At 63.2% G+C, this 11,768-nt stretch carries 11 protein-coding genes; 5 read left to right on the top strand and 6 right to left on the bottom strand.

Annotated features, from left to right (window positions below):
- Positions 1 to 82: 82 nt before the first annotated feature.
- Entirely contained in the window at positions 83 to 1,606 is a 1,524-nt protein-coding gene (locus EGJ22_RS17885; protein ID WP_009685641.1) for a fumarate hydratase, read from the bottom strand.
- Between the two features lie 279 nt (positions 1,607 to 1,885).
- On the opposite strand from EGJ22_RS17885, the gene EGJ22_RS17880 reads away from it, so the two are divergent.
- Complete coding sequence (locus EGJ22_RS17880) at positions 1,886 to 2,806, top strand: iron-sulfur-binding ferredoxin reductase (RefSeq protein ID WP_029887344.1); 921 nt, start codon at positions 1,886 to 1,888, stop codon at positions 2,804 to 2,806.
- 130 nt (positions 2,807 to 2,936) lie between these two features.
- Here the strand turns inward: EGJ22_RS17880 and pyk are convergent, their stop codons facing one another.
- The gene (pyk, locus tag EGJ22_RS17875) at positions 2,937 to 4,391 is read right to left on the bottom strand and encodes a pyruvate kinase (protein WP_009685639.1); all 1,455 of its coding nucleotides are present in this window, start codon (positions 4,389 to 4,391) and stop codon (positions 2,937 to 2,939) included.
- A 234-nt stretch (positions 4,392 to 4,625) separates the two neighbouring features.
- On the opposite strand from pyk, the gene EGJ22_RS17870 reads away from it, so the two are divergent.
- The 3 genes from EGJ22_RS17870 to sbcB all read left to right on the top strand — a co-directional run bounded on the left by EGJ22_RS17870 (position 4,626) and on the right by sbcB (position 6,988).
- Positions 4,626 to 5,012 carry a tol-pal system YbgF family protein gene (locus EGJ22_RS17870; protein WP_029887345.1) on the top strand — a complete coding sequence of 129 codons (387 nt, stop codon included), beginning with the start codon at positions 4,626 to 4,628 and terminating at the stop codon, positions 5,010 to 5,012.
- A gap of 123 nt (positions 5,013 to 5,135) precedes the next feature.
- Positions 5,136 to 5,495, top strand: coding sequence for a PilZ domain-containing protein (locus tag EGJ22_RS17865; RefSeq protein WP_009685637.1), 360 nt, complete (start codon positions 5,136 to 5,138; stop codon positions 5,493 to 5,495).
- 59 nt (positions 5,496 to 5,554) lie between these two features.
- Positions 5,555 to 6,988, top strand: a complete 1,434-nt coding sequence (gene sbcB, locus EGJ22_RS17860; protein WP_029887346.1) for an exodeoxyribonuclease I — start codon at positions 5,555 to 5,557, stop codon at positions 6,986 to 6,988.
- Positions 6,989 to 7,060: 72 nt separating this feature from the next.
- Here the strand turns inward: sbcB and mvaT are convergent, their stop codons facing one another.
- Complete coding sequence (gene mvaT / locus EGJ22_RS17855; RefSeq protein ID WP_009685634.1) at positions 7,061 to 7,438, bottom strand: histone-like nucleoid-structuring protein MvaT; 378 nt, start codon at positions 7,436 to 7,438, stop codon at positions 7,061 to 7,063.
- 284 nt (positions 7,439 to 7,722) lie between these two features.
- On the opposite strand from mvaT, the gene purU reads away from it, so the two are divergent.
- On the top strand, positions 7,723 to 8,574 hold the full coding sequence (purU, locus tag EGJ22_RS17850) for a formyltetrahydrofolate deformylase (protein WP_029887347.1): 852 nt from the start codon (positions 7,723 to 7,725) through the stop codon (positions 8,572 to 8,574).
- 209 nt (positions 8,575 to 8,783) lie between these two features.
- Here the strand turns inward: purU and EGJ22_RS17840 are convergent, their stop codons facing one another.
- The 3 genes from EGJ22_RS17840 to EGJ22_RS17830 are packed head-to-tail and all read right to left on the bottom strand — an operon-like array spanning position 8,784 to position 11,651.
- On the bottom strand, positions 8,784 to 9,776 hold the full coding sequence (locus EGJ22_RS17840; protein ID WP_029887348.1) for a lysylphosphatidylglycerol synthase transmembrane domain-containing protein: 993 nt from the start codon (positions 9,774 to 9,776) through the stop codon (positions 8,784 to 8,786).
- On the bottom strand, positions 9,773 to 10,537 hold the full coding sequence (locus EGJ22_RS17835) for a DUF2334 domain-containing protein (RefSeq protein ID WP_029887349.1): 765 nt from the start codon (positions 10,535 to 10,537) through the stop codon (positions 9,773 to 9,775). Before EGJ22_RS17835 ends, EGJ22_RS17840 begins: the two co-directional genes overlap by 4 nt.
- Positions 10,530 to 11,651 (bottom strand): glycosyltransferase family 1 protein, encoded by a 1,122-nt coding sequence (locus EGJ22_RS17830; protein WP_125920320.1) that lies wholly within the window; start codon positions 11,649 to 11,651, stop codon positions 10,530 to 10,532. Before EGJ22_RS17830 ends, EGJ22_RS17835 begins: the two co-directional genes overlap by 8 nt.
- Positions 11,652 to 11,768 lie beyond the last annotated feature (117 nt).

The following is an 11,768-nucleotide window of genomic DNA, read 5'->3' as shown; positions in this document are numbered from 1 at the left end:
GGTGAACCCGCTCCCACCGGGGACATGAGGTCCCTGTAGGAGCGGGTTCACCCGCGAAGCAGGCGCCGCTGTTACATCAGGCTTACTTGACTTCGACTGCCAGGCTCTGGGCAATCTTGCTCTGCCACAGGGCAGGGCCAGTGATGTGCACCGACTCACCGTTGCTGTCTACGGCAACAGTAACTGGCATGTCCTTGACCTCGAACTCGTAGATCGCTTCCATGCCCAGTTCGGCGAAGGCCAGTACCTTGGACTTGCGGATAGCCTGGGCTACCAGGTAGGCAGCGCCGCCCACAGCCATCAGGTATACGGCCTTGTTGTCCTTGATCGCTTCGATCGCGGTGGGGCCACGTTCGGACTTGCCGATCATGCCCAGCAGGCCTGTCTGCTCGAGGATCTGGCGGGTGAACTTGTCCATGCGGGTCGCGGTGGTCGGGCCGGCAGGGCCAACCACTTCGTCACCGACCGGGTCGACCGGGCCAACGTAGTAGATGAAGCGGCCTTTGAGGTCCACTGGCAGCGCTTCGCCACGGTTGAGCATTTCCACCATGCGCTTGTGCGCGGCGTCGCGGCCGGTCAGCATCTTGCCGTTGAGCAGGATGGTTTCGCCCGGCTTCCAGCTGGCGACTTCTTCCGGGGTGATATCGTCGAGGTTGACGCGACGTGCGCTTGGGCCGGCTTCCCAGACGATTTCCGGGTAGGCGTCCAGCGATGGCGCTTCCAGCTCGGCCGGGCCGGAGCCATCGAGCACGAAGTGCGCGTGGCGGGTGGCGGCGCAGTTGGGGATCATGCACACCGGCAGCGAAGCGGCGTGGGTCGGGTAGTCCATGATCTTCACGTCGAGCACGGTGGTCAGGCCACCCAGGCCCTGGGCACCGATGCCCAGTTGGTTGACCTTCTCGAACAGCTCCAGGCGGATTTCTTCCAGGCGGTTCTGCGGGCCACGGGCTTTGAGCTCATGAATGTCGATGGACTCCATCAACACTTCCTTGGCCATGACCGCGGCCTTCTCGGCGGTACCGCCAATGCCGATGCCGAGCATGCCAGGCGGGCACCAGCCAGCACCCATGGTCGGTACGGTCTTGAGCACCCAGTCGACGATCGAGTCGGACGGGTTGAGCATGGCCATCTTCGACTTGTTCTCCGAGCCGCCGCCCTTGGCGGCGACATCGACCTCGACCTTGTCGCCAGGCACGATGGAATAGTGGATCACGGCCGGGGTGTTGTCCTTGGTGTTCTTGCGGGCACCGGCCGGGTCGGCCAGGATCGAGGCACGCAGGACGTTTTCAGGCAGGTTGTAGGCGCGACGCACACCTTCGTTGATCATGTCGTCGACGCTCAGGGTGGCACCGTCCCAGCGCACATCCATACCCACGCGCACGAACACGGTGACGATACCGGTGTCCTGGCAGATCGGGCGGTGGCCGGTGGCGCACATGCGCGAGTTGATCAGGATCTGGGCGATGGAGTCGCGGGCAGCAGGCGACTCTTCGCGCAGATAGGCCTCGTGCATGGCCTGGATGAAATCGACGGGGTGGTAGTACGAGATGAATTGCAGGGCGTCGGCGACGCTCTGAATCAGGTCGTCTTGCTTGATCACGGTCATGCAGCGCGCTCCTCTTAAAGACGGGAACATTCATAGAGACGCTCGACGGTGCCGACCAGCATGTCGAGACGCCTTGCAAAGGCGCGCCGGCAGCATGGCCGACGCAAAAGGGCGCGGCAGTATAGCGTGCCTCACCGCGTGGCACACCTGCGAGTGGTCTGGACCTTGGTCGGTTGGGGCTGGGCATCCTTTTTGCTGCTGACGCCTGTGGTTGGCCTTACTATCGACGGGCGCGCAGAGCGCCCCCCCACAACCTGAAGCGGGAAGAGATACCTGAAGATGCCCGAACTTTGCGTAGGCGAGCACCGCTGGGCGGTGCCGACCGGCAGCAACCTGCTCGATGCCCTGAACGAGGCCGGGCTCAACGTGCCCTACAGCTGCCGCGCCGGAAGCTGCCACGCCTGCCTGGTGCACTGCCAGGCCGGGCAGCCGCTGGACGCCATGCCTGAGGCCCTGGCCCTGGACCAGCACGCCCTGGGCTGGCGCCTGGCTTGCCAGTGCAGGGTGATCGAGGACTTGCAGGTTGCGTTGTTCGACCCGCAGCGCGATGGTGTGCCGGCGCACGTCTGTGCGCTGGACTGGTACGGTGACGTGTTGCGTGTACGGCTACGGCCCGAGCGGGCGGTGCGTTACCAGGCGGGGCAGCATGTGGTGCTGTGGAATGGTTCGGTAGCGCGGCCTTATTCACTGGCCAGCCTGCCGGGGGAAGATGACTTCCTGGAGTTTCACATCGATTGCCGGCGACCCGGCGCCTTTTGCGACAAGGCTCGTGGTTTGCAGGTAGCAGATGTGCTGCGCCTGGGCGAATTCAGGGGTGGTGCGTTGCACTACGATTTGGATTGGCAGGATCGGCCGCTCTGGCTGCTGGCAGCTGGAACCGGGCTTGCGCCGCTGTGGGGCATCTTGCGTGAGGCTGTGCGGCAGGGGCATCGCGGCGAGATTCGGGTGCTGCATGTGGCGCGCAACAGCGCCGGGCACTATCTGGCTGAACCCCTGATGCAGCTGCAGGGCGTGCAGGTCGAGCTGGTGCTGGAAGAGCAGATGGATGAAGCGCTGGCGCGGTTGCGCCCGCCTTCGCGGCAGACGGTGGCGCTGGTGTGTGGGGCAGCGGGGAGTGTGGACCGGTTTGCGCGGCGGCTGTTCATTGCCGGGGTGCCGCGAGGGCAGGTGTTTACTGACGTCTTCGTTGAGCATGCCTGAGGCAGTCGGGTTGATTGTGCCGGCCTATTCGCGGGCTCGCCCGCTCCCACAGGGGTGAGGCTAGCGCTATACCCTGTAGGAGCGGGCATGCCCGCGAAGGGCCGCAGAGCGGCCCCCCTTTGAGGCAGGCTCAGCCGACCAGCGGATCACCCACATGCAGGATCTTCATGCCATTGGTGCCACCGATGGTGTGGTAGCTGTCCCCTTTGGTCAGGATCACCCAGTCGCCTTGTTCTACCAAGCCACGCTTGAGCAGTTCGTCGACAGCTGCCTGGCTGACTTTGTCGGCGGGCAGCGAAGCGGGGTCGAAGGCAATCGGGTAGACGCCACGGAACATGTTGGCCCGTGCCTGGGTCGCGCGGTGCGGCGAGAGCGCGAAAATCGGCACGTGCGAGCGCAGGCGCGACATGATCAGCGGGGTGTAGCCGCTTTCAGTCAAGGCGATGATCGCCTTCACGCCCGGGAAGTGGTTGGCCGTGTACATCGCCGCCAGGGCGATGCTTTCGTCGCAGCGCTCGAAGGTGGTGTGCAGGCGGTGGCTGGAGCGCTGGCTGGTCGGGTGCTTCTCGGCACCGGAGCAGATGCGGGCCATGGCCTGTACGGCTTCGATCGGGTACGAACCGGCAGCACTTTCCGCCGACAGCATGACCGCGTCGGTGTTGTCGAGCACGGCGTTGGCCACGTCGGACACTTCGGCACGGGTCGGCATCGGGTTCTGGATCATCGACTCCATCATCTGGGTCGCCACGATCACTGCCTTGTTGTTGCGGCGAGCGTGCTGGATGATCTTCTTCTGAATGGCGATCAGCTCGGCGTCGCCGATTTCCACGCCCAGGTCACCGCGGGCGACCATGACGGCATCGGAAGCGAGGATCAGCTTGTCCAGGGTCTCGTCGTCGGCGACGGCTTCGGCGCGCTCGATCTTGGCCACCAGCCAGGCGCTGCCACCGGACTCGTCACGCAGCTTGCGCGCGTATTCCATGTCGCTGGCGTCCCGCGGGAACGACACGGCCAGGTAGTCCAGGTCCATTTCCGCAGCCAGCTTGATGTCGGCCTTGTCCTTTTCGGTCAGGGCCGGTGCGGTCAGGCCGCCACCTTTACGGTTGATGCCCTTGTGGTCCGACAGCGGGCCACCGATGATCACCACGCAGTGCAGGGCATCGGCGGTGGCGGTTTCGACGCGCATGACCACGCGGCCATCGTCGAGCAGCAGTTCGTCACCGACACCGCAGTCCTTGACCAGGTCCGGGTAGTCGATGCCGACGATATCCTGGTTGCCTTCGGTCAGCGGGTGGGCGGTGGAGAAGGTGAACTTGTCACCGATCTTCAGTTCGATGCGCTTGTTGGCGAACTTCGCGATGCGGATCTTCGGACCCTGCAGGTCGCCCAGCAGTGCAACATGGCGGCCGTTCTTGGCAGCGATGTCGCGGATCAGGCGCGCGCGGGCCTTGTGCTCGTCCGGCGTGCCGTGGGAGAAGTTCAGGCGTGCCACGTCGAGACCGGCGAGGATCAGCTGTTCGATCACTTCCGGCGAGTTGCTGGCGGGGCCAAGGGTGGCGACGATTTTGGTACGGCGGATGCTCATGCACAGACTCCTATAGTGAAGCGCAGCGAAAGGCTACTCCTGAATCTCGCTGTAGTCATTGTTCCGTTGCACTACCTGTGACTTCCGCGGTAGGGCAGCTGCAAGCTACAAGCAGTAAGCTACAGAGAAAAGCGCGTGCGGCATTCATGCCGCTCGTGGCGGCCTGGCACTTGTCGCGCGCCGCTGAAGAAAACCCGACAGCGGCCGATAGGTTTGCTATCAAAGGAGATTGCCATGCGAGCCCTGATCGTTTTCGCCCTCGCCGCCAGTGCTGTCGGCTGTACCCGCTGGTCCATGGACCACCACCTGAACAATGCCTATCGCGCCTATGACCGGGGTGATTGCGCGCGGGTGATGCTGGAACTGTCACAAGTAGACCGTACCAGCCGCGCGCGCCCGTTCATCCACCCCGAAGTGTCGCTGCTGCGCGGCCAGTGCCTGGAGCGCCAGGCGTTGTACGTGGACGCAGCCCAGACCTACCAGTACCTGATCCAGCAATACCCGCGCAACGAGTACGCCTATCGCGCCCAGGCCCGCCTGCACACGCTGGAGAAGCTCGGCCATTTGCGCGGTACCGAAGCGGCCGTGGCCCGGCCGGCGACTACTGCACCTTGGCGCTAATACAAAGGTGTGGTTTATTTCACGGGATTCGCAGCGCGTGCTGCGCTAATCTGTAACCCAGCTGTTACAACAACCGCCAGTACCTTGTATTCCTGGCATCAGGTACGGAATACACTCGCCATCATGTTCAACAAACGCCGCATCGAACGCCATCAGCTCCCTTGTGCCCTCAAGGTGTTCAACCGCTTTACCGACCAGGAAATCGGCCTGCTCGGCAACGCCTCGGAAGACGGCCTGATGGTCATCAGCCAACTGCCCGTGCTGGTAGGGCCCGATTATGAATTGCAACTTCGCATGCCCCTGGCCGGCGGCGGGTTCCAGTTCGTCAACCTGACCGCCAGTTGCCTGTGGTGCAGTGAGGACCAGACCCCTGGGCATTACGATTCGGGCTTCATGCTGCTGCAGGCCCCGCGCGAGTACGACGATTTCGTGCGCTCGCTGCGCGACTATTTCAGCTTCCGCCCGGCCAACGCCTCTGCCTGAGCCTTGGCGCCCTGGAATCGCGTTAGAATCGGGTCGACCTCGCAAGACAGGACGACCCCGTGACCTCCAGCATTTTCTGGCACGACTACGAAACCACCGGCATCAACCCGCGCTGTGACCGGCCGCTGCAGGTCGCCGGCCTGCGCACCGACTTCGACCTCAACGAGATCGACGAGCCGATCAGCCTTTACTGCCGCCCCGCCGACGATATTCTGCCGCACCCGGCTGCGTGCCTGGTGACTGGCATCACCCCGCAGTTACTGGCCGAGCAGGGCCTGTGCGAAGCCGAATTCATGACCCGCGTGCATGCGCAGCTGGCACAACCAGGCACCTGTGGGGCGGGCTACAACACCCTGCGTTTCGATGACGAAGTGACCCGCTACAGCCTGTACCGGAATTTTTTCGACCCCTATGCCCGTGAATGGCAGGGCGGCAACAGCCGCTGGGACCTGATCGACATCGTGCGCACGGCCTACGCCCTGCGCCCGGAGGGCATCGAGTGGCCGCAGCAGGACGGGCGCACCAGCCTGCGTCTGGAGCTGTTGAGCAAGGCCAACGGCATTGATCACGGGCATGCGCATGAAGCGCTTTCCGACGTGCGGGCAACCATTGCCCTGGCGCGACTGATCCGGCAAAAACAGCCCAAGTTGTATGACTGGCTGTTCCAGTTGCGCAGCAAGCATAAAGTCATGGAACAGATCCGCTTGCTACAACCGCTGGTGCATGTATCCGGGCGTTTTTCAGCAGCGCGTAATTACCTGGGGGTGGTCTTGCCATTGGCCTGGCACCCGCACAATCGCAATGCACTGATTGTCTGCGACCTGCATCAGGAAACCCTGCCATTACTCCGGGAAAGTGCTGAAGTATTGCGTCAGCGCTTGTACACCCGGCACGAGGATTTGGCCGAGGGCGAACTACCGGTGCCGCTTAAACTGGTACAGATCAATCGCTGCCCGGTACTTGCGCCACTGTCGGTATTACGCCCTGCCGATCAACAGCGGCTGGGCATCGACTTGACGTTGTTACAATCGCGCGGTGAACAGTTGGCCGATCAACAGGCGCAATGGCAGGACAAGCTGGAGCACATTTACGGCAAGGACGATTTCGCGCCGAGTGAGGACCCGGAGCAGCAGTTGTATAACGGTTTTATTGGTGACCGTGACCGGCGTCTATGCGAGCAAGTTCGTGCGCTGGAACCGGCGCAATTGGGCCGGGGGCAGTGGCTGTTCGATGACCCGCGCTTGCCTGAGCTGTTGTTCCGTTACCGGGCGCGCAACTTTCCGGACACCTTGACTCCCGAGGAGCGCCAGCGGTGGTATGCGTTCTGCCAGCAGCGCCTTAGCCAGCCGCAGTGGGGGGCGCCGAACACATTGGGTGATTTCCAGCAGGCGCATCTGCAGGCCTGGGAGCGCGCCGACGAGGCCGGGCGGCGCGTGCTGGAGGCATGGCAAGTACATGCCCGGAACTTGCAACAACAGTTTGCAATTGACTGAAGGCCAGACAAACAAAAACGCCGGCAATGTGCCGGCGCTTTGTATTGCGATAAGAGGGCAGGGGCTGAACAATCAGTCCAGCAGGGTAGCCCAGCTCTCGACCACGTCGCCGCCCCACTTGGCTTTCCACTCTTTCAGGGTCTTGTGGTTGCCGCCTTTGGTTTCGATCACTTCACCGTTGTGCGGGTTCTTGTATTGCTTGACCTTGCGGGCACGCTTGGTAGCAACAGCCTTGACGGTGCCACGCGGTGCTTTGCTCAGTTTCGACTCTGGGTCGAGCAGGGCAATCACGTCGCGCAGGGACTTGGAGTACTCGCCCATCAGGTTGCGCAGTTTGCCTTCGAACTCCAGCTCTTTCTTCAGCTTGTCGTCCTGCGACAGGTTGGCCAGGCGAGCCTGAAGTTCTTTGATGGCTTCTTCGGTGGCGCGGTACTCGTTGATCAGGGACATGGAGTGTTCCTTAATGCGTGTTCAGAAATGTGTGGGGCAATAATAGACAGCCGATACTCGCAAGTAAACATAATGTTGGGCAATTAACTGTTGATTAAGCTGTGACAATATTTCTCCGATGAACAAAAATTTACATTAGCGTGTGCCATTTCGCCGGCTGTGTCAGATAGTGTCCACATTGCCAGCGTGGTTGCTACAGTGGCCGCGGCCGCTGCAATCAATACTGCGCTTTTCCTTGCGTGCCGCTAGAATAAGCGCCTTTGCGAAGTTCTGGAGTCTCATTCATGCGCACCTATCGTCTGGTGATCGCCTGCCCCGACCGTGTAGGGATCGTGGCGAAAGTCAGTAATTTCCTGGCCTTGTACAATGGCTGGATCAACGAAGCCAGCCATCACTCCGATGAGCAGAGCGGCTGGTTCTTCATGCGTCATGAAATCCGCGCCGAATCATTGCCCTTCGGTATCGAAGCCTTCCGTGAGGCGTTTGCGCCGATTGCCGAAGAGTTCTCCATGACCTGGCGGATTACCGACTCGGCGCAGAAAAAGCGCGTGGTGCTGATGGCCAGCCGCGAGTCGCATTGCCTGGCTGACCTGCTGCACCGCTGGCATACCGATGAACTGGACTGCGAGATCCCGTGTGTCATTTCCAACCACGACGACCTGCGCAGCATGGTCGAGTGGCACGGCATACCGTTCTTCCATGTACCGGTCGACCCCAAGGACAAGGCCCCGGCCTTTGCCGAAGTGTCGCGCCTGGTCGTAGAGCACGCGGCCGATGTCGTGGTGCTGGCCCGCTACATGCAAATCCTGCCGCCGCAACTGTGCCGGGACTACGCGGAGAAGGTCATCAACATTCACCACAGCTTCCTGCCGTCGTTCGTGGGTGCCAAGCCTTACCACCAGGCCGCGCTGCGTGGGGTGAAGCTGATCGGTGCAACGTGCCACTACGTCACCGAAGAACTGGATGCCGGCCCGATCATCGAGCAGGATGTGGTGCGCGTCAGCCACGCTGACAGCATCGAAGACATGGTTCGCTTTGGCCGTGATGTGGAAAAGATGGTGCTGGCACGTGGCCTGCGTTATCACCTCGAAGACCGCGTGCTTGTGCATGGCAACAAGACGGTGGTCTTCGACTGATACCGTTGGGTTGCCTGCAAGCCTTTGGGGCTGCTCGGCAGCCCTATCGCTACGCTTGAGGAACATACCGATGGCCAAACGGCGCAACCAACCCACCGCTACGGCCCCGCCCACCGTGGGTGAAGGCTGCCTGGCGCGCTACGACCCGCAAGCGCTGGCCGACACCGACGGCACCGATTTCCCCGGCGCCGCCGAACTGTGGCAGCGGCTCAACCCGCCTGGCGCCGCCAGCGCGTCAGCAACGGACGCGCCAGCAGGCACACGAACACCGGCCCGCCTGCCAGCAGGTAAAAGTAATAAGTGACTGCCCGCCAGATGAGGATCGCCGCGGCGGCGGTGGAGCTGCCCACCAGCGGCGTCAGCAGGCTTGCAGACGTCAGCTCGGCCGCACCTGCCCCGCCCGGTAGCAGGCTGAATTGCCCGGCACTGAGCGACAGCATCTGCACCAGAAAGCTGGGGATCCATGCCAGCTCCCCGCCCAACCCGCGCAATACCAGGTACAACACGCTGTAGCGCAGCCCCCAGTGGATGCAGGTGAGGGTGAACACCAGCGCCAGCGTGCGCTTGGGCAACTGCCAGGTCTGCGCCAGTGCGGCGATGAAGTGCAGCAGTTTGCGGGCCCAGCGGCGCTTGCGCGGTGCGGCCACGCCCAGGCGTTGCAGCAGCCTGCCGTTGAGGCGCATGAGCGCGCGGTGGTAGCGCAGCAAGCCGATCACCCCGACCAGCGCACTGCACAGCAGCAACGCACTGCCCAGCAACATGCTCTGCTGGCTGTGGCCCAGGCTGTGAAACAATGCGTAGCCCGCAATCGCCAGCATCGCGCAGAAAAAGAACAGCAGGTCGTTCAATTGGTCCATGGCGAACACGGCGCCACTGCGCGCCGGGCCGATGCGCTCGCGTGCCAGCAGCGCCATCAGGGTCAACGGGCCACCACTGCCGCCGGGGGTGGTGCAGATGGCGAACTCGGTGGCCATCACCACGCCCAGGCTGCGCAGGTACCCAAGCCTTGCGCCTTGCTGGCCCAGCAACAGGCGCAGGCGCATGGCGTTGATCACCCAGCACAGCAGGATCATGCCCAGCAGGGTCAGCAACAGGCCAGGATCGAACCCTTGCAACCGGGGCAGCAGGTCACTGCCGCCAAGCAGGGCTGGCACCAGCATTGCTGCGACAAGTGCCAGGCCTAGCCAGGCCAGACGGCTCATGCGCTGACCTGTCGGTCCAGCCAGGCGGACTTGGTGAGGGGTTCGCGACCTTGGGCAATCAGGGTGCGCAGGGTATTGAGCCAGTACTCGCGGGAGCTACGGTGGCGCATGTCCACCGGGTGCAGGCCCAGGCGCAGGGTTTCGGCGTTCTGCCACCGTCTGCACTGCCAGTCGCACAGGGCCCGCGAAAGCCCCCGGCGCCAGGCACTGCGGGCGCTCCACACCAGCCCTGGCGCCTTGATCGGGGTGAACTCGGGCAAGCGGTACAGGTGCTGCGGTGTGCTGGTGTAGCGCAAAGGCAGCTGGCGCAGCGCCTGGCGGGTGCCTTCGCTCATCAACCAGGCTGGCGCCACGAAACCTGCCACCGGCCATTGCTGTTGGGCGAACACGGCCAGGCCCTGTTCCAGGCGCTGCAGGGCCTGCTGCTGATCAAGGCCATAGAACTCGCCTTCGTGGGTATAGATACGGCGCATGAAGAAGTCGCCTGGCGTGCGCGGCGGTGGGCCGTTGTCGGCATGGTAGTAGCCATGCAGCGCCAATTCGTCGCCCTCGGCCAGGCGCCGTTCAAGCAGGCGGCAGAACGCCGGTGAGCGCAACAGCGGGTTGCGCTGGTGAAAGTCCGGAACCACCAGCCAAGTCATGGGCACACCGCCGATAGCATCCACCGCCTCCACGAAAGGTTGGTAGTCGGGCCATGTTTCAGGCGCGACATCGTGCAGTACCAGCATCAGGCTACGCGGTGCGGGGCGTGACTCAAGCATGGGCGCGCACCAGAGGCTGATGGCCGAGCACGGCCTGGTAGTGCTGCAGCAGGCCCGCGACCACGTTGTCCCATGAGTAGTGTTGCTCGACGTGGCGGCGCGCCTGCGCGCCCAGCTTGCGCACACCTGCCTCGAATGCCTCGCGCACGGCTGTGGCCATGGCCTGGGCATCGTTGGCTGTACACAGGCGGCCGCACTGGTCATTGACGATTTCGCCGAAGGCACCCGCGCGCACGGCGACCACCGGCGTTGCACTGGCCATGGCTTCGAGAATGACCAGGCCGAAGGTTTCCTGGTCGCCGGCATGCACCAGCAGGTCGGCGCTGGCCATCAGCCGGGCGACCTCCTCGGGCGGGCAGAACTGGCCGATGACACTGACGTTGTCCGGCACATTGGCGGGCATGCCGGAGCCCACCAACAGCAGGTGGTAGGGGTGGCCCAGCTGCTGCATGCAGGCCAGCAATACCGGCAGGTTCTTTTCCCGGGAGCCACGCCCGGCGTAGATCAGCAGGCGGGTGGTATCGGCGATACCCAGCTCGGTACGCACATTGGCGTCGCGTTTGGACGGGTGGAACGTGGCCAGGTCCACGCCCAGCGGTTGTACGTGTACATCGCGCACACCCAGGCGGCGCAGTTTGTCGGCCATGACCCGGCTGGGGGCCAGCACCCGGTCGAAATTCCCATATAGCTTGCTGACATAGGCCTCGACATTGGGCGTGAACCAGTTGCCCATGCGGTTGCTGACCAGCAGCGGCAGGTCGGAGTGGTAGAAGCCGATTACCGGCACGTCCAGCTGGCGCCGGGCCTCCAGCGCCGCCCAGGCAGTCAGGTACGGGTCGCCGACCTCGATCAGGTCCGGCTTGAGCGAACGCAGGGTCTTGCACCACGGGGCCAGGCGTACCGGGAAGCGGTAGCCTTTGCCAAAAGGCAGCGGCAGTGCCGGTACTTGGTAGATGCCGTCGGCATTGTGGGCGCTGGCACCAGGAATCAACAGGCTATGGCGTACGCCCTGGATGGCGTCGAGGCGGTGATGTTTGGCATCAAGATAAGTTCGTACGCCACCGCTGGCGGGGGCGTAGAACATGGTGATGTCGGCGATGTGCACGATCAGCATCCCTCCGGGATCGTCTTTCGGGTCTGTCATCTGGCGCTTGGTTGGCGGCGATGACACGCCTAAAGGTTGACCTTTCAGAAGGATAGTTTGTTCGATCGGGGTTGCGCGGCAAGCTGC

The sequence above is a fragment of the Pseudomonas sp. p99-361 genome (assembly GCF_003935475.1).
Classification (GTDB): domain Bacteria; phylum Pseudomonadota; class Gammaproteobacteria; order Pseudomonadales; family Pseudomonadaceae; genus Aquipseudomonas; species Aquipseudomonas juntendi.
The sequence above is the reverse complement of the archived record's forward strand: the minus strand, read 5'-3'. Positions and strand labels throughout refer to the sequence as shown.